The sequence below is a fragment of the Vibrio sp. AK197 genome (genome assembly GCF_053903115.1).
This window is the reverse complement of the sequence record NZ_CP096430.1, coordinates 2,816,668-2,836,066: the sequence shown is the minus strand read 5'-3', so window position 1 is coordinate 2,836,066 and position 19,399 is coordinate 2,816,668. Positions and strand designations below refer to the sequence as shown.

13 protein-coding genes are annotated in these 19,399 nt (G+C 45.7%); 8 read left to right on the top strand and 5 right to left on the bottom strand.

The features are described 5' to 3' along the window. Positions 1 to 198: 198 nt before the first annotated feature. The 4 genes from rplJ (at position 199) to rpoC (ending at position 9,658) form a co-directional block, all read left to right on the top strand. A complete protein-coding gene (gene rplJ, locus M1D72_RS20280) occupies positions 199 to 690 on the top strand; it encodes a 50S ribosomal protein L10 (RefSeq protein WP_390197693.1) in 492 nt (163 codons plus the stop codon). Positions 691 to 750: 60 nt separating this feature from the next. Then, on the top strand, positions 751 to 1,119 hold the full coding sequence (gene rplL, locus M1D72_RS20275) for a 50S ribosomal protein L7/L12 (protein ID WP_390197696.1): 369 nt from the start codon (positions 751 to 753) through the stop codon (positions 1,117 to 1,119). 231 nt (positions 1,120 to 1,350) lie between these two features. Continuing rightward, entirely contained in the window at positions 1,351 to 5,379 is a 4,029-nt protein-coding gene (gene rpoB / locus M1D72_RS20270) for a DNA-directed RNA polymerase subunit beta (RefSeq protein ID WP_456296323.1), read from the top strand. Positions 5,380 to 5,455: 76 nt separating this feature from the next. Next, positions 5,456 to 9,658, top strand: a complete 4,203-nt coding sequence (gene rpoC / locus M1D72_RS20265) for a DNA-directed RNA polymerase subunit beta' (RefSeq protein ID WP_456296322.1) — start codon at positions 5,456 to 5,458, stop codon at positions 9,656 to 9,658. Positions 9,659 to 9,772: 114 nt separating this feature from the next. On the opposite strand, the gene rsd is transcribed toward rpoC, so the two are convergent. Next, complete coding sequence (gene rsd, locus M1D72_RS20260; protein WP_390197705.1) at positions 9,773 to 10,267, bottom strand: sigma D regulator; 495 nt, start codon at positions 10,265 to 10,267, stop codon at positions 9,773 to 9,775. A gap of 179 nt (positions 10,268 to 10,446) precedes the next feature. On the opposite strand from rsd, the gene nudC reads away from it, so the two are divergent. From nudC to M1D72_RS20240, 4 genes are all read left to right on the top strand, one after another. Beyond that, positions 10,447 to 11,250: an NAD(+) diphosphatase gene (gene nudC, locus M1D72_RS20255; RefSeq protein WP_456296321.1), complete on the top strand. Its 804-nt coding sequence runs from the start codon at positions 10,447 to 10,449 to the stop codon at positions 11,248 to 11,250. A 250-nt stretch (positions 11,251 to 11,500) separates the two neighbouring features. Then, positions 11,501 to 12,568 carry a uroporphyrinogen decarboxylase gene (gene hemE, locus M1D72_RS20250; protein ID WP_456296320.1) on the top strand — a complete coding sequence of 356 codons (1,068 nt, stop codon included), beginning with the start codon at positions 11,501 to 11,503 and terminating at the stop codon, positions 12,566 to 12,568. A gap of 102 nt (positions 12,569 to 12,670) precedes the next feature. Further along, the gene (locus tag M1D72_RS20245) at positions 12,671 to 13,306 is read left to right on the top strand and encodes a TetR/AcrR family transcriptional regulator (RefSeq protein WP_456296319.1); all 636 of its coding nucleotides are present in this window, start codon (positions 12,671 to 12,673) and stop codon (positions 13,304 to 13,306) included. Positions 13,307 to 13,386: 80 nt separating this feature from the next. After that, positions 13,387 to 14,343, top strand: coding sequence for a DHH family phosphoesterase (locus M1D72_RS20240; RefSeq protein WP_456296318.1), 957 nt, complete (start codon positions 13,387 to 13,389; stop codon positions 14,341 to 14,343). A gap of 4 nt (positions 14,344 to 14,347) precedes the next feature. Here M1D72_RS20240 and M1D72_RS20235 read toward each other — a convergent pair whose 3' ends face one another. From M1D72_RS20235 to asd, 4 genes are all read right to left on the bottom strand, one after another. Continuing rightward, the gene (locus tag M1D72_RS20235; protein ID WP_456296317.1) at positions 14,348 to 15,490 is read right to left on the bottom strand and encodes a murein hydrolase activator EnvC family protein; all 1,143 of its coding nucleotides are present in this window, start codon (positions 15,488 to 15,490) and stop codon (positions 14,348 to 14,350) included. 149 nt (positions 15,491 to 15,639) lie between these two features. After that, complete coding sequence (gene gpmM, locus M1D72_RS20230; protein WP_456296316.1) at positions 15,640 to 17,172, bottom strand: 2,3-bisphosphoglycerate-independent phosphoglycerate mutase; 1,533 nt, start codon at positions 17,170 to 17,172, stop codon at positions 15,640 to 15,642. Positions 17,173 to 17,469: 297 nt separating this feature from the next. Next, entirely contained in the window at positions 17,470 to 18,357 is an 888-nt protein-coding gene (locus M1D72_RS20225) for a DMT family transporter (protein WP_390197727.1), read from the bottom strand. 151 nt (positions 18,358 to 18,508) lie between these two features. Continuing rightward, complete coding sequence (asd, locus tag M1D72_RS20220) at positions 18,509 to 19,366, bottom strand: archaetidylserine decarboxylase (protein WP_390197730.1); 858 nt, start codon at positions 19,364 to 19,366, stop codon at positions 18,509 to 18,511. Positions 19,367 to 19,399 lie beyond the last annotated feature (33 nt).

Genomic DNA, 19,399 nt, shown 5'->3' with positions numbered 1-19,399 from the left:
CAGTCTCCGTCCAAGACCGTAGGTGTTATTCAATTTTGATTAACTTAATTGTCCTACGTAGATGGTGCCCGAACCTGACAGAAAGATTTCATTTTTTATATTAAAGAATGGGTTTCCTTTCTTCTGGGACGCACCTCAATAGCTCTCACTGTTGTGATAATAGTGAGTGGTGTATCGACAACCAGGAGTAAATCCAAGATGGCTTTAAATCTTCAAGACAAAAAAGCAATTGTTGCTGAAGTCAACGAAGCAGCCAGTGGTGCACTTTCTGCAGTTGTAGCTGACTCTCGTGGCGTTGAAGTAAGCGCAATGACAGCTCTACGTAAACAAGCGCGTGAAGCGGGCGTTTACATGCGAGTTGTGCGTAACACTCTAGCACGCCGTGCGGTTCAAGGTACTGACTACGAGTGTCTAACTGACACTTTCACTGGTCCTACTTTGATTGCGTTCTCTAACGAGCACCCAGGTGCTGCAGCGCGTCTTTTCAAAGACTTCGCTAAAGAGAACGACACATTCGAGGTTAAAGCTGCTGCATTTGAAGGCGCAGTTACTGACGCTAACGTACTAGCGACACTACCAACTTACGATGAAGCAATTGCACGCCTAATGATGTGCATGAAAGAAGCTTCTGCTGGCAAGCTGGTACGTACTATCGCTGCTGTCCGCGATCAAAAACAAGAAGCTGCTTAATAAAGCTTGCTTTTTACTGGTTGCAAAATAAAATTATTGTTGACTTAAAAGAGAATTGTTATGTCTATTACTAACGAGCAAATCCTAGACGCAGTTGCAGAAATGTCTGTAATGCAAGTTGTTGAACTTATCGAAGCGATGGAAGAAAAATTCGGCGTTTCTGCTGCTGCTGCTGTTGTAGCTGGCGGCGCTGCTGGCGGCGAAGCTGCTGCTGAGCAAACTGAGTTTGACGTAGTTCTTACTGCTGCTGGCGGTAACAAAGTTGCTGTTATCAAAGCAGTACGTGGCGCAACTGGCCTAGGTCTTAAAGAAGCTAAAGCTCTAGTTGACGGCGCTCCAGCACCTCTTAAAGAAGGTATTGAGAAAGCAGAAGCTGAAGCTCTTAAAGCTCAACTAGAAGAAGCTGGTGCATCTGTTGAGATCAAGTAATTTATACTTAATCTCTTAGCCTAACGGCTAATGGCTGGTGGTTTATTGACCACCGGCCTTTTTGCGCTGTAGGGTATAGGCGATTTTTCCCGCTGTTTAAGCGCCTTTATCCAGCAAAAAACATTTCGTTTCTACACAATGAAGTGTCACTACATAAAAACAGTTGTTAGTCACTGTCTCATAAAGAATGAGAGACAGTTTGGGTCACTTATCAGCGAGCTGAGGAACCCCATGGTTTACTCTTATACCGAGAAAAAGCGCATCCGTAAGGACTTTGGTACTCGTCCACAAGTGTTGGACATTCCATACCTGCTATCGATCCAGCTCGATTCGTTCGACAAGTTCATCGAACAGGATCCTGAAGGGCAATATGGTCTTGAGGCTGCTTTCCGTTCTGTATTTCCAATTCAGAGCTACAACGGCAACTCTGAGCTGCAATACGTTAGCTACCGTCTTGGTGAGCCAGTTTTTGACGTTAAAGAATGTCAAATTCGCGGTGTAACTTATTCAAAACCACTACGCGTAAAACTGCGCTTGGTTATTTTTGATAAAGACGCGCCAGCAGGTACTGTAAAAGACATTAAAGAACAAGAAGTCTACATGGGTGAAATTCCACTCATGACAGACAATGGTACCTTCGTAATTAATGGTACCGAGAGGGTTATCGTATCCCAGCTGCACAGAAGCCCTGGCGTATTCTTCGACAGCGATAAGGGTAAGACCCACTCATCAGGTAAAGTACTGTATAACGCGCGTATTATTCCTTACCGTGGTTCATGGTTAGATTTCGAATTTGACCCTAAAGACAACTTATACGTACGTATTGACCGTCGTCGTAAACTGCCAGCGTCAATCATCATGCGCGCACTTGGTAAGTCTACCGAAGAAATTTTGGATACTTTCTTCGAAAAAGTGAACTTCCAAGTTAAAGACCAAACTCTATTGATGGAGTTGGTACCTGAGCGTCTACGTGGTGAAACGGCAACGTTTGATATTGAAGCAGACGGTAAAGTTTACGTTGAGCAAGGTCGTCGTGTGACTGCGCGTCACATTCGCCAACTTGAAAAAGACAACGTTGAACATATCGAAGTACCTGTTGAGTACATCGTAGGTAAAGTTTCTTCTAAAGATTATATCAACGAAGCAACTGGCGAAGTTATCATTGCTGCGAACCAAGAGATCACGTTAGAAGCTCTAGCGAACTTGTCTCAAGCTGGTCATAAAGCACTGCAAACGTTGTTCACTAACGACCTTGACCATGGTCCGTTTATCTCGGAAACGGTGCGTATTGATAGCACTGTTGACCGCATTTCTGCGCTAGTTGAAATCTATCGCATGATGCGCCCTGGCGAGCCGCCAACGAAAGAAGCGGCTGAAGCGTTGTTTGAAAGTTTGTTCTTCTCTGAAGAGCGTTACGATCTATCGACTGTTGGCCGTATGAAGTTCAACAGCTCTATCGGTCGTGAAGATGCACAAGATCAAGGTACGCTAGACGAAACCGACATCATCGAAGTGATGAAGAAGCTTATCGCGATTCGTAACGGTAAAGGTGAGGTTGATGATATCGACCACCTAGGTAACCGTCGTATCCGTAGCGTTGGTGAAATGGCCGAGAACCAATTCCGTGTTGGTCTGGTTCGTGTTGAGCGTGCTGTGAAAGAGCGCCTAAGCCTTGGTGATCTTGATGCGATCATGCCTCAAGACTTGATCAATGCTAAGCCGATTTCAGCGGCTGTTAAAGAATTCTTTGGTTCTTCTCAGCTTTCACAATTTATGGACCAAAACAACCCGCTTTCAGAAGTCACGCACAAACGTCGTATTTCTGCATTGGGTCCTGGCGGTCTAACTCGTGAACGTGCTGGTTTCGAAGTACGTGATGTACACGTAACTCACTACGGTCGTCTATGTCCTATCGAAACGCCGGAAGGTCCAAACATCGGTTTGATTAACTCACTATCAGCGTTTGCTCGTTGTAATGAGTTTGGTTTCCTAGAAACCCCATACCGTCGCGTTGTCGATAACGTGGTGACTGACGAAGTAGATTACCTATCTGCTATCGAAGAAGGCCAATTTGTTATCGCGCAGGCGAACACAAAATTAAACGAAGACGGCACATTTGCAGACGAGTTGATCACAGCACGTCAAAAAGGTGAATCCGGTCTTCACCCACGTGACCATGTTAACTACATGGACGTTGCAACGAACCAAGTTGTATCTATCGCGGCATCGCTTATCCCGTTCCTAGAACACGATGATGCGAACCGTGCCTTGATGGGTGCGAACATGCAACGTCAGGCAGTACCGACTCTGAAAGCAGAGAAACCACTTGTTGGTACCGGTATTGAACGCAATATCGCTGTTGACTCTGGTGTTACGGCAGTTGCTAAACGTGGTGGTGTGATTCAGTCTGTTGACGCATCACGTATCGTCGTGAAGGTCAATGATGATGAATTGATTCCTGGTGAAGCGGGTATCGATATCTACAATCTGACTAAATACACACGTTCGAACCAAAACACTTGTATTAACCAACGTCCTTGTGTGATGCCTGGTGAACTAGTGTTGCGTGGTGATGTTCTTGCAGATGGTCCTTCAACTGACCTTGGTGAGTTGGCGCTTGGCCAAAACATGCGTATCGCATTCATGCCTTGGAACGGTTACAACTTCGAGGACTCGATCCTTGTTTCTGAACGTGTTGTTCAAGAAGACCGTTTCACGACTATCCACATTCAAGAGCTTTCTTGTGTGGCGCGTGATACTAAGCTTGGCGCAGAAGAGATCACAGCGGATATTCCAAACGTAGGTGAATCGGCTCTGTCTAAATTGGACGAGTCAGGTATCGTTTACATTGGTGCTGAAGTTAAGGGTGGCGACATCCTAGTTGGTAAAGTAACACCAAAAGGTGAAACTCAGCTAACGCCAGAAGAGAAGCTACTACGTGCGATCTTCGGTGAAAAAGCATCGGATGTGAAAGACACTTCACTGCGTGTACCAAACTCAGTTTCAGGTACCATCATCGACGTTCAAGTCTTTACTCGCGATGGCGTAGAGAAAGACAAGCGTGCGCTTGAAATCGAGCAAATGCAGCTTAAAGAAGCGAAGAAAGATTTGACCGAAGAATTCCAGATTCTGGAAGGTGGTCTACTGGCTCGCGTTAAGTCTGTTCTGCTTGAAGGTGGATATTCTGAAGCGAAGCTTGACAGCATCGACCGTAAGAAGTGGCTTGAGCTAACGCTTGAAGATGATGCACTTCAATCTCAGCTAGAACAACTAGCAGAGCAAAACGATGAGCTAAAAGCGGAATTCGATAAGAAATTTGAAACCAAGCGTCGTAAGATCACTCAAGGTGATGATCTTGCACCAGGCGTACTGAAGATCGTTAAAGTTTACTTAGCGGTTAAACGTCGCATTCAACCTGGTGATAAGATGGCGGGTCGTCACGGTAACAAGGGTGTTATCTCTAAGATTAACCCTGTTGAAGACATGCCTTATGATGAAAAAGGTCAACCTGTTGATATCGTGCTAAACCCACTGGGTGTACCGTCGCGTATGAACATCGGTCAGATCCTAGAAGTTCACTTAGGTCTGGCAGCGAAAGGTATCGGTGACAAGATCAACCAAATGGTCAAAGAGCAGCAAGAGTTAGCGAAGTTCCGTGACTTCTTGCAACAAGTGTACAATCTTGGTGAGACACGTCAGAAGATCGATGTGGCAAGCCTAACGGATGATGAAGTTCGTACACTGATCTCTAACCTACGTGGTGGTCTGCCAGTAGCAACGCCTGTCTTTGACGGTGCGACTGAACCAGAAATCAAGAACCTACTGAAATTGGCAGACTTGCCAGAATCAGGTCAGTTAACCTTGTTTGATGGTCGTACTGGTGATGCATTTGAGCGCCCGGTTACCGTTGGTTACATGTACATGCTCAAACTGAACCACTTGGTTGATGATAAGATGCACGCGCGTTCAACCGGCTCTTACAGCTTGGTTACTCAACAACCGCTTGGTGGTAAAGCTCAGTTTGGTGGTCAGCGCTTCGGTGAGATGGAAGTATGGGCACTGGAAGCATACGGTGCGGCTTACACTCTACAAGAAATGCTAACCGTTAAGTCTGATGACGTTAACGGCCGTACGAAGATGTATAAGAACATCGTCGACGGAAACCATTCGATGGAACCTGGTATGCCAGAATCGTTCAACGTATTGTTGAAAGAGATTCGCTCGCTAGGTATCAACATCGAGCTAGAAGACGAAGAGTAATCCCCACGGGATTATCTGGTAGAAAGGTGCTCACTGTTGCGGTGGGCTCCTTTTTAACTCCTTACAGGAGCTGATTGTGAAAGACTTATTAAACTTTCTAAAAGCACAGCATAAGACCGAAGAATTTGATGCAATCAAAATCGGTCTATCTTCACCAGACATGATCCGTTCATGGTCTTTTGGTGAAGTTAAAAAACCTGAAACGATCAACTATCGTACGTTCAAGCCTGAGCGCGATGGTCTTTTCTGTGCGCGTATTTTTGGTCCAGTAAAAGATTACGAATGTCTTTGTGGTAAATACAAGCGCCTGAAACACCGTGGTGTTATCTGTGAGAAGTGTGGCGTTGAAGTCACGCAAACTAAAGTTCGCCGTGACCGCATGGGCCACATCGAGCTAGCTTCTCCTGTTGCTCACATCTGGTTCCTCAAATCACTGCCGTCTCGTATCGGTTTGTTGATGGATATCCCACTGCGTGATATCGAACGCGTACTTTACTTTGAAATGTACGTCGTGACTGAGCCAGGTATGACTGATCTTGAAAAAGGTCAGATGCTAACTGAAGAAGAATACCTAGATCGTCTAGAAGAATGGGGTGATGAATTCACTGCTAAGATGGGTGCTGAAGCCATCAAAGATCTTCTAGCGGCAATGGATCTTCAGGCTGAAGCTGAGCAAATGCGTGAAGAATTAGAGTCAACAAACTCTGAAACGAAACGTAAGAAGATCACGAAACGTCTTAAGTTAGTTGAAGCATTTGTGGCGTCTGGTAACAATCCAGAATGGATGATCCTAACCGTTCTTCCTGTTCTTCCGCCAGATCTACGTCCTCTAGTACCACTAGATGGCGGTCGTTTTGCGACATCTGATTTGAACGATCTATACCGTCGTGTGATCAACCGTAACAACCGTTTGAAACGTCTTCTAGAGCTAGCGGCTCCGGACATCATCGTACGTAACGAAAAACGTATGCTGCAAGAGTCTGTTGATGCGCTTCTTGATAACGGTCGTCGTGGTCGTGCGATCACAGGTTCTAACAAACGTCCTCTGAAATCTCTTGCTGATATGATCAAGGGTAAACAAGGTCGTTTCCGTCAGAACCTACTTGGTAAACGTGTAGACTACTCAGGCCGTTCTGTAATCACAGTAGGTCCATACCTTCGTCTACACCAGTGTGGTCTTCCTAAGAAGATGGCACTTGAGCTATTTAAACCATTTATCTACAGCAAGCTAGAAACTCGTGGTCTTGCGACTACGATCAAAGCGGCTAAGAAAATGGTAGAGCGTGAAGAAGCGGTTGTATGGGATATTCTGGATGAAGTTATCCGTGAACACCCAGTGCTACTTAACCGTGCACCAACACTTCACCGTCTTGGTATTCAGGCATTTGAACCTGTACTTATCGAAGGTAAAGCGATTCAGCTACACCCACTAGTGTGTGCGGCATATAACGCGGACTTCGATGGTGACCAAATGGCGGTACACGTGCCTCTAACGCTAGAAGCACAGCTAGAAGCTCGTACACTGATGATGTCGACAAATAACATTCTGTCGCCAGCGTCAGGCGATCCGATCATCGTACCTTCTCAGGACGTTGTATTGGGTCTTTACTACATGACACGTGAAAAGATCAACGTGAAAGGTGAAGGCATGTACCTTGCTGGCCCAGAAGAGGCTGAGAAGGCATACCGCACCAAGACGGCTGAATTGCACGCTCGTGTAAAAGTTCGTATTACTGAAACCGTTGTTGACGAAGATGGCAACAGCACAACAGAGACCAAAATGGTAGACACTACCGTTGGTCGTGCAATGTTGTGGCAAATCGTACCGAAAGGTCTGCCATTTAGCATCGTTAACCAAAAGCTAGGTAAGAAACAGATTTCTAACCTGCTTAACGAGGCGTACCGTAAACTTGGTCTGAAAGATACCGTTATCTTTGCTGACCAAATCATGTACACCGGTTTCGCTTACGCAGCACTTTCTGGTGTTTCTGTTGGTATCGACGATATGGTTGTACCTGCAGCGAAATACACTGAAATTTCGGAAGCAGAAGAAGAAGTTCGCGAAATCCAAGAGCAGTACCAATCTGGTCTGGTGACTGCGGGTGAGCGCTACAACAAAGTGATCGATATTTGGGCATCAACCAACGATCGCGTAGCGAAAGCGATGATGGAAAACCTATCATCTGAAACCGTGGTTAACCGTGATGGTGAAGAAGAACAACAAGAGTCGTTTAACAGCATCTACATGATGGCTGACTCGGGCGCTCGTGGTTCTGCTGCACAGATTCGTCAGCTAGCAGGTATGCGTGGTCTGATGGCGCGTCCAGATGGTTCAATCATCGAAACGCCAATCACTGCGAACTTTAAAGAAGGTCTAAACGTACTTCAGTACTTTATCTCAACCCACGGTGCACGTAAGGGTCTTGCGGATACCGCACTGAAAACAGCAAACTCGGGTTACCTAACTCGTCGTCTGGTTGACGTTGCTCAAGACGTTGTGGTTACTGAACACGATTGTGGTACACACGAAGGTGTGGACATGATGCCGCACATTGAAGGTGGTGATGTTAAAGTTCCACTGACAGAGTTGGCACTAGGTCGTGTAGTTGCTGAAGATATTCTTAAGCCAGGTACTGATGATGTTCTGATTCCACGTAACACTCTGATTGATGAGAAGTGGTGTCAGATCATGGAAGAGAACTCGGTTGATAAGATCAAAGTTCGCTCTGTTGTAACCTGTGATTCTGACTTCGGTTGTTGTTCACAATGTTACGGTCGTGACCTTGCTCGTGGTCACTTGGTTAACCAAGGTGAATCTGTGGGTGTTATCGCCGCACAATCTATCGGTGAACCAGGTACACAGCTAACCATGCGTACGTTCCACATCGGTGGTGCGGCATCGACAGCGGCGGCTGAGAACAGTGTTCAAGTTAAGAACAATGGTTCAATGAAGCTGCACAATGCGAAATTCGTAACCAACAAAGACGGCAAGCTGGTCATTACATCACGTGCTGCTGAGTTGACGATTATCGATGAATTTGGTCGTACCAAAGAGAAACACAAATTACCTTACGGCTCTTTGTTGAGCAAAGGTGATGGCGATACGGTTGAAGCGGGTCAAACCGTTGTAAACTGGGAAGCGCACACGATGCCAATCATCACTGAAGTGGCAGGTCGTATCCAATTTGTAGATATGATTGATGGTGTGACTGTATCTCGTCAAACTGATGATCTAACGGGTCTTTCTTCAAGCGAAGTAACAGAACCTGCTGCCCGTCCATCTGCCGGTAAAGATATGCGTCCAGCTATCAAACTGATTGATGAGCAAGGTAACGATGTAATGATTCCTGGTACTGAAATGCCAGCGCATTACTTCCTACCGGGTAAAGCGATCGTCAACATCGAAGATGGCGCAGAAGTTGGTGTGGGTGATACGCTTGCTCGTATTCCTCAGAAATCAGGCGGAAACCGAGACATCACCGGTGGTCTTCCACGCGTTGCTGACTTGTTTGAAGCTCGTAAGCCAAAAGAGCCTGCAATCCTTGCTGAACACACAGGTGCTGTGAGCTTCGGTAAAGAGACGAAAGGTAAACGTCGTCTAATTATCACTCGTGAAAACGGTGAGAATTACGAAGAGATGATTCCGAAACACCGTCAGCTTAACGTGTTTGAAGGTGAGAAGGTTGAGCGTGGTGATGTTATCGCCGACGGTCCTGAGTCTCCACACGATATCTTGCGTCTACGTGGTATCCACGCAGTGACTGAATACATCGCCAATGAGGTTCAAGAAGTATACCGTCTACAAGGTGTTAAGATTAACGATAAGCACATTGAAACGATCGTTCGTCAAATGCTGCGTAAATGTATCATTACTCATGCTGGTGACTCTGAATTCTTGGCTGGTGAGCAAGTTGAATACTCACAAGTTAAGATTGCTAACCGTGAACTAGAAGCGGAAGGTAAAGAGCCAGCACGCTTTGAGCGTGAGCTGCTTGGTATCACTAAGGCGTCTCTAGCAACCGAATCCTTTATCTCAGCAGCGTCGTTCCAAGAAACGACTCGCGTACTGACAGAGGCGGCGGTATCAGGTAAGCGTGATGATCTACGCGGCCTGAAAGAGAACGTTATTGTGGGTCGCTTGATTCCAGCAGGTACTGGTTTCGCGTATCACCAAGAGCGTCAAAACCAACGTAACAAAGAGCAAGAAGGTCCATCTGCTGAACAAGCAACGGATAACCTAGCGGCTCTATTGAACGCAGGTTTCTCTACCGAAGAGTAATTCACTAACGTGAATATGAAAAAGGCACCCTAGGGTGCCTTTTTGCTTTTCTAATTCACATATAAAATAGTCAGTGATAAGAGGCTATTTGATCCAACATGGCCAATGAAGGTTTTAAGCGCCGGGTGGAATTGCTAAGCTATCCGCAATTTGCTGTATCAGTTCGTCTTCTTCTTCAAAACGGACTTCTAGAATCTCACCAATGAGCGAAAGATCGCTATTGAACTCTTCCAAGTCGTCGTCTTCCGGCACATTTTCATATTTATCGGTAAAACTGAGCAATGGATCAGTAGTGAGTACGATTTTGCCATAGGTTTGGTTGATTTCGTCGGTCGCTTCAAATCCTGTTGAGCGCCATTTGTCCATCACCATATTATAAATTTTGAAGTGGCCTTCAGAGATGTAGTCAACGAGGTGTTCGCAGAAATAGCCGATTTCGGTGACTTTAGGTAAACGAGGTATAGAGTGCTTATTATTACACGGTTTGCCAGAGGCTAATTTGCAGTATTCTACGAGCAGCGCTTGGCGTTTATCGAGCCAGTGATCGATGACTTCACTCGAGCCACCCCACTGTTCTTGTGTTCTTTTAAATTTATTTAGCATGATCATGCCCTCATGATCGGATCACATCTCCGGTGATCAGAAAGCTTTGTCATTAAAGCGAAATATAGAGATACAAACTCTTGTCCTTACTAGAATTTATAGTCATAAAAATCATAAACTACAAACTCTGGCGTGAATTTAGATTGCCAGTAAAATGGGTGAACTTCAAGCGACGAGGATCTGGAATGTTAAACAACAAACACCTTAACCATCAGACGCTAAGTTACTGGTGTGTTGTGTCAGGAAGTACAATTTGGTTAGACGATGGTGTTATACCGTATGGGAGTTCGGAGAGCTTTCAACTGCCGTTAGAGCATGCTGTACAGATTGGGGAGCATAAAGGGGCGCCTGTACTTTGGGTCGATGAATCACTTACCTCTGATTCAGCGTTGACTCCGCGGAATATGGTATCGCTACGTGACTGCCTTGAATTCACTGAGCAAGAGTTTCTGCTTTTAAGCCGAGCGGTGCAATTTGGTCATATGATTCAAAGTGAACGTTTTTGCCCTCAATGCGGTGGGCGCAATCATCTCAACCATAATCAATTGGCAATGCAGTGTAACGACTGCCGAACGCTACATTATCCGAGGATTTTTCCTTGCATCATTGTAGCAGTGCGTAAACAAGGACAAATTCTGTTGGCTCAGCATCCACGGCATAAAACTGGTATGTATACCGTTATTGCGGGTTTCGTCGAGATTGGAGAAACACTCGAGCAATGTGTCGCTCGTGAAGTTATGGAAGAAACCGGAATTACAGTGACCAATATTCGTTACTATGGTAGCCAGCCCTGGGCGTTTCCATCCAGTATGATGATGGCTTATTTGGCGGATTATGAGAGTGGAACGGTGAAGCCTGATTACACTGAGCTCAGTGATGCTCGCTGGTATTCTCCGGATGAATTACCAGAATTAGCACCGAAGGGGACCATCGCGAGAGAACTTATCGAACATACGGTGGCACAGATTCGTTCAGAAACGGAAAATTAAAAAAAACCCTCCGAGAGGGAGGGGGTAAGTAAGATGTCGTTATGAGATCCTGAGTAGTGACTACTCAGTGTTTGTAATTGTAATTTTCGCTAGCGATCAAATTTTTAACACCGTTACCGACTGGTTGCAAATGACGCATTGATTTAAAAGTTAATAACATGATCCAGATTGCAAACGGCTCGCTTTTTGCGATCAAAACGATGTTAGGATACAGTCCAGACAAAGACGTAAAAAAGAGTTGAGAATCGTAATGAGTGAATTAAAAAATGACCGTTATCTTCGTGCACTGCTAAAGCAGCCTGTCGATTGCACGCCAGTATGGATGATGCGTCAAGCGGGGCGTTATCTACCTGAATATCGTGAGACTCGCGCTCAAGCAGGGGATTTTATGTCTCTATGCCGTAATGCTGAACTCGCATCAGAGGTGACTCTTCAGCCATTACGTCGCTTTCCTTTAGATGCTGCGATTCTATTTTCCGATATCCTGACCATTCCAGATGCGATGGGGTTAGGTTTGTATTTTGAAGCAGGAGAAGGCCCAAAGTTTCAACGTCCTATTACCTGCAAAGCTGATGTCGATAAGATTGGTTTACCTGACCCAGAAGGTGAGTTGCAATATGTGATGAATGCGGTGCGCCAAATTCGTAAAGATTTGCAAGGTGAAGTTCCACTGATTGGTTTCTCTGGCAGCCCTTGGACTCTCGCTACCTACATGGTTGAGGGGGGAAGTTCCAAGGCGTTCACTAAAATCAAAAAAATGATGTACGCCGAGCCTCAGACACTGCATGCACTGCTTGATAAATTGGCGGATAGCGTCATTGAATATCTCAATGCCCAGATTAAAGCCGGAGCCCAGTCGGTGATGGTTTTTGATACTTGGGGTGGTGTTCTTACACCTCGTGATTACAACTTATTCTCCCTACAGTACATGCATAAAATCGTCGATGGGTTAATTCGTGAGAATGACGGACGCCGTGTTCCTGTTACGCTGTTTACTAAGAATGGCGGTATGTGGCTAGAAAAAATTGCCGCGACAGGTTGCGATGGGGTGGGGTTAGATTGGACGATCAATATCGCTGAGGCTAAAGCTCGTATTGGTGATAAGGTTGCACTGCAAGGGAACATGGACCCATCAATGCTCTATGCGTCACCAGAGCGTATTCGCGAAGAAGTTGCGAGTATTTTAGAGGGTTACGGGCATGACAATACTGGCCATGTATTTAACTTGGGTCATGGTATTCATCTCGATGTGCCGCCGGAAAACGCGGGTGTTTTTGTTGATGCGGTACACCAACTCTCTAAGCCATATCACAAATAATGCATTTTTGACCCAAAAGGCGCTTTCATCTGAGAGCGCCTTTTGTTATTCACAGGGTCCACATTATACTTTTGTTATTCAATAAATAGGCTTGGCTACTAAATGAAAACGCGCGATAAAATCGTTTCCGCTGCATTGGAGCTTTTTAATCAAAAAGGCGAACGAAATATCACCACCAACCATATAGCGGCTCATATCGAAATTAGCCCTGGGAACCTTTACTACCACTTTCGAAACAAGCAAGAAATTGTCCGTGAGATTTTTGCGCTCTATTCTGGTGAGTTATTAGAGCGGTTTACTCCGATACACGAACAAAGTGAAAGCTTGGTTTTACTTAAGCATTATCTCGATTCTATTTTTACTTTGATGTGGAAATATCGCTTCTTTTACGCCAATTTACCGGAAATTCTTCAGCGTGATGAACAGTTGCATGAAGAATACATTCAAGTCCAAGATAAGTTGCAGGGCAATTTGAAAAATATCATGCGCGAATTCGTTCGCCTAGAACTCCTTGAACTTGAAGATGATGAGATGCTAAGCCTTACGACGACCTTGCATATGATGGCATCGAGTTGGTTAGGCTATCAATCCGCTATGTCGTTAAAAACGGATATCACTGAAGAGGTCATTCATCGCGGCATGTTACAAATGATTTCGGTACTTAAACCGAAAGCGACTGAGCAAGGCGTGGACCAACTTGACCTGTTAGCCGATGGTGTAAAAGCGATTCACGCTTAGATATAACCAAACCTCATTTCCTACCAAGCAGACTTATCAGTAAAGTGAAGTCTGCTTTTTTCTTTTAAGGTCAAACCGTAATGCATTATGACGTGTTTAATGGCGATGCTGATGGCATCATTGCGCTTCTTCAGCTGCGTCTTAAGTCTCCCAAAAATACCAAGCTTATTACTGGTGTTAAACGAGATATTCAGTTACTCAAGCAAGTTGAGGCGACGGCTCAAGACAGTGTGACGGTTTTGGATATCTCCATGGCTAAGAACGCTGACGCGTTGCGCAATGTTCTTGAGTCTGGCGCATCGGTGTTTTACGCCGATCATCATCAAGCGGGAGAGATTCCTCAACATGCGCAGCTTGAAGCCCATATCGATCTCGATGCGAATGCATGTACGGCGCTGATTATCGACCGTTACCTGCATGGAGAATATCATTTATGGGCAATTACGGCGGCGTATGGGGATAACATGATCGCCCGTGCTGACCAACTGGCAATGCAGGCTGGTTTAACCGAAATACAATGTGAGCAGCTCAAAGCGTTAGGAACACTGATTAATTACAACGGGTATGGTGAACAACTGGATGACCTTCACTATCATCCTGCAGAGCTTTATCAAGCGCTTTTAGTCTACGCCTCACCATTTGATGTCATCAAGGACCCAAAGTCCCCTTACTCCACGCTTAAACAAGCGTACGAAGACGATTTGAATCAAGCGCTCGCATGTCAGCCATATTTCCAAAATGCGGCGCTGAGCGTTTTCTGTTTACCGAATAGTAAAGCGTCACGACGAATTAGCGGCGTGTATGGGAATTTACTGGCCAACCAACATCCTGAGAGCGCACATGCGGTGGTTACTGATAATGCCGATGATACTTATACAGTGTCATTGCGTGCACCGTTGACGAACAAGCAAGGTGCTGGCGCACTGTGTAGCGAGTTTACGACGGGGGGCGGACGAGAAGCCGCGGCGGGCATTAATGCTTTGCCTAAGTCGCAGTTAGATGAGTTTATTCAGCGCGTAGCCAACTACTACGCTTAGTTATCTAGCGACGAAGCCAAGATGTTGGGTTTTGGGTTACGCTGTTTCGGCGAATTTCAAAATACAGTGAGGCTTGGCTTTGTCCACCGGTATTGCCTGCGCGCGCAATCGTGTCACCGGCTTTGACCTTATCACCCTCTTTTTTGAGTAGGCTTTGGTTAAACCCATACAACGTCATATCCCCCTTACCATGGTCAAGCAGAACCACTAAACCATATCCGCGCAGGTAATCGGCAAATACCACTCGGCCAGAATAGACGGCTTTGACGGCTTCACCGTAGTTCGCATCGATAACCAGGCCTTTCCAATTTAGTTGGCCGGTTTGAGCTGAACCATAACGATGTAAAATGCGTCCTTTTACTGGCCATGGCAGTTTTCCTTTATGGCGGGCGAGGCCATCCATAGGGACATTATTACGCTTGGCGGCTTTGGCAATTTCTGCTTTGAGACGAGTTTCGTTGCGACGTAGTTCGGAGAGGTAAACTTGATCACCAGAAATGCTTTTCTTAATTTTGCTGACGGTGCTTTGCCGCTCAGATTGTCCCTTGGCTAATTGATCACGCTTACGAGTTTGCTTTTCCAGCAGCGCAGTCGTTTGCTGCTTCTGTAAATCAAGTTGGCGGCGATTGTCATCCAACTTGGTGACTGTCTGTTCCAACTCTTTGATAACGTTGGCTCGCTGTTTTGCAAGGTATTGAAAGTACTGGCTGATACGATCCGCTTCTGCATCGTTATTGAGAAGGTTTGAGGTGGCTTTGGCTCGTTTGGTTACATAATAGGTTTTGAGTAGTTCTTCGAGTTGTTTGCTTTGCTGGGTTTGTTGCTGTTCGAGTTCGGTGACGTTGGCTTCGAGTTGCTTGATATTGTCTTCCGTCTTAGCCAAGGCACTACGAGTTTGACGAATCTCTTTTTCGACATTACTGATTCCAAGCTCTTGTTGCTTGAGTTGTTTTTGTAAGCTATCAAGCTGCTGTTTTTGTTGGCTTAAGGATTTTTGTTGGCGACTGATTTCACCAGAGACGCCTTTGAGCTCTGCTTGGGAAGCGGCACCACTATTCATGCTAAAGAATGACATTGAACAAACCGCGGTCAATAACAGAGTGGAGAGACGGTTGGTGTGTTGAAAAGAGACCGAAGTGGCTGTCATTCCTTGCTTTTCCTTAGTATTGCTGGGCACTCAGTATACCCAAAGATTTTTATAAGAAGAAAGAGGAATGTAAAAACTTAGCTGTGACCTTGGTTTGAGAAACAAAAAGCCCAGCGAGAATGCTGGGCTTTTTCTACAGTGTCAGAGCCTTATTTTACCAGGACTTGACCAGTCATTTCTTGTGGAATGTCCAAACCTGACAGTGACAACATCGTTGGTGCCAAATCAGAGAGTTTACCTCCAGACACAAGTTCAACGTCTTTACTGCCTACATAAACTAATGGTACAGGCAAGTTAGTATGTGCCGTGTGAGTGCCACCAGTTTCTGGGTCTACCATCATTTCAGCATTACCGTGGTCAGCAGTGATCAGTAACTGACCGTCCACTTCTTCGATGGCTTCAATGACGCGACCTAAACATTGATCCAATGCCTCAATTGCTTTTTCTGCTGCTTCGTAAACCCCTGTGTGGCCAACCATGTCAGCGTTCGGGTAGTTACAAATGATGGTGTCGTAGTTACCTGATTTGATCGCAGAAACCAGTTTATCGGTCAGTTCGGTAGAGCTCATCTCAGGTTGAAGATCATAGGTCGCGACTTTTGGTGATGCCACCAGTTGACGTTCTTCACCATCAAACTCGTTTTCAACGCCACCATTAAAGAAGAAAGTGACGTGCGCGTATTTTTCTGTTTCTGAAATACGTAGCTGAGTTTGACCTTTCTTCGATAGCCATTCACCGTATGTGTTTTCTAGCGAGGCTGGTGGGAAAGCGGTTGTTAGAGGAATATCCGCTGCATACTGAGTCAGCATAACGAAGTTGACTGCAGGGAATACTTCACGCTCAAATCCATCAAAGTCAGGTACAAAAGTACGAGTGATTTGACGAGCACGGTCCGCACGGTAGTTCATAAAGATAACCGCATCGCCATCTTGCATCGCCGCATCTTCTTGGCCGTCAGCTTTGATGACAGTGGCTTTAACAAACTCATCGTTTTCTTCTCGACCATAAGCGGCTTCAAGGCCTGCTACAGCAGAGTCAAAGGTGTATTCGCCTTTTGCTTGAGTCAATAAGTCATAGGCAAATTGAACGCGATCCCAGTTGTTATCACGGTCCATAGCATAGTAGCGACCAACCAATGATGCGATGCGACCTTTACCAAGTTTCGCAAATAGCGCATCAAAACGTTTTAATGAATTTTCTGCACTGCGTGGTGGTGTATCACGACCATCAAGGAAACAGTGTAGGTAGATCTTTTCAGCGCCACGTGCTGCCGCCATTTCCACTGCTGCGTAGATATGATCTTCGTGAGAGTGAACACCACCTGGAGACATCAAGCCCATGATATGAACGGCTTTGTTATCCGCAACGGCTTTATCAATAGCGTCAACTAGAGCTGGAGTTGATGCGAACTCTCCATCCGCGATGGATTTGGTGATACGGGTAAGATCTTGATAAACAACACGACCTGCACCGATGTTGGTGTGGCCAACTTCTGAGTTACCCATCTGACCATCAGGTAGACCCACATCCAACCCAGAGGCTGAGATAAGGGTGTTAGGGCGGCTGCTTAATAGGCTATCCATAACCGGAGTTTTAGCGTTAGCAATGGCATTGCTTGCGGAATCTTCTCGGTGACCGTAGCCGTCAAGAATCACTAGAGCGATTGGCTTCTTAGCAGACATAGTTATGACCTCGTCAAATATTAGTAACTGTGGGTCTTGATGACCTCAATACAAAACTAGCGTAACTTTACTACACTTTTTAACCAAAACTGTAGGTTAAGATCAAATATTGTTTGTGATGGCGTGTTGCTCTCTTTCAATTTTGACCGTTTTTCGTATCGACTTCATCTCGCCACAATGCATTTCTATTGAGTCTATTTTCAGCGAACTCGTAACAAATTGAAAGATGAAAATGACTATCATGCTCATAGATAGCAGTTATTAGACACCTTTAAGCTATCTTGGTGCCTTCATCGATTATTGCACTAAAATTCCAGTCCCAATGACTGCGACAACCGCGCCAATCCATGCAAAACGGTTCGGGCGTTGTTTCGTGTAAATCCATAATATCGGCAGTAGCATAATGGGTGTCGTCGAAGAGAGTAAGGCGACCATTCCCACATTTCCTTCACGTAAAGCGTAAAGAATGAGCGTCATGCCCAAAGCCATGGCTAAAAACGCGTTGACGGCAGTAATAATAAAAATGCGAGAAGTCATCGCTTTACGTGCCTTCGCGACTTTTGCGCCAAACAACCACAGCACAGAATGAGCGATGAAGGCAGAAATCATACGAATGGCAGAAGCGGCCACGGGGTCGATGTCGGTCTGCATCACGGGTTTCGCAATAATTCCGCCCATGGCCTGACACAGCGCAGCGAGAATTCCTAACCCAATGCCCAGCCAAATATTCCCCTTAATGTCATCCAGACTCGGTGTCGTTTGTTTGCGTCGCCCAAAAAAGATCGCTGTCAAAACACCAGTAAATACCAATGCGGAACCAAGTAGTTCCATATTGGTCATGGTTTCACTAAACAGGAAATAACCAATCACAGCAGAAAAGACCGCGTGACAAGAAAAAAGCAACCCAGATTGACGAGGCCCCATTCGGTTTAAACACGCAAAGAGCGCGGTGTCGCCAATAAAAATACCAACCAGACCGGAGAGCATCATTGCCGATAGCGTCGTCCATTCAAGGCTCCACCATCCGCCAGTGAATAAGGCCATACATGAGAGCATGAGCGATGTACAACCCATACGCCAGCGGCTATAGGCAAAGGTCCCAAGGTGCTGAGCGGGAATAACGGACATTAGGCCCGCAATAGCCCAAAGAAATGCTGCTGCCAAAGCGAGCCATTCGTAGCCCATAAATTACCTATCAATATGCGGTGAAAATAGGCGAATAATATGCCCGAGTTTTTATCAAAAACAAACTGTTAAACCAATGAGCTGGTAAATTTATTGATAATAAAAAAGCCTCAGTTTCCTGAGGCTTAGAGAAGTGAATGCAGCACTTTAATTATTGTTTATGGGCGTAAGCGCTGCCCATCACGGTTGGGACTTCATGAAGCATTGAATCATCAAAGCGGATACGATCCTTAGCAAACAGGTTGATAACGGTTGAGCCTAGTTTAAAGCGCCCCATTTCCTCACCTTTTTTCAGCACGACAGATTTATCGCCTTGCGCGGGATAATCCCAGCGATAAACCGTGTTTCCACGTGGTGGAGTGACGGTGCCCGCCCAAACGAGTTCAATACTACCCACGATCGTTGCGCCGACGAGGACTTGAGCCATAGGGCCAAACTCGGTATCGAAGATGCACACGACGCGTTCATTGCGCGCAAACAGGTTTGGTACATTCTCGGCCGTTAACGGATTAACCGAAAATAGATCACCCGGCACGTAAATCATTTGACGCAAGGTTCCATCACAAGGCATGTGCACACGGTGATAGTCACGTGGAGACAAGTAAAGCGTCGCAAACGCCCCTTGATCGAATTCTTGAGCAAGCGCTTCATCGCCACCCAATAGTTCTAACGCTGAATAGCGGTGCCCCTTTGCCTGAATAAGTTGGCCATCATCAATAGGGCCAAATTGGCTCACACATGCGTCTGCAGGATGGGTGATGACTTCGTCACCATCTGCAATAGGACGAACACCGGGTTTTAGTTCTCGGACAAAAAATTGGTTAAAACTTTTGTAGTGCGTAGGGTCTGGATGTAACGCTTCATCCATATTGACCTTGTAGTGTTTAATAAACCAACGAATGACCGCGGTGGTCAGACTGCCAGCTTTGGCTGAAGCTAATTTGCCCATCACACGAGTCAAACCGTGTTGTGGTATCCAGTACTGGAGTCTAACTTTCAATTTATCCATAGGATGTGATTCCAATTTCAATCAAAGTTCAAT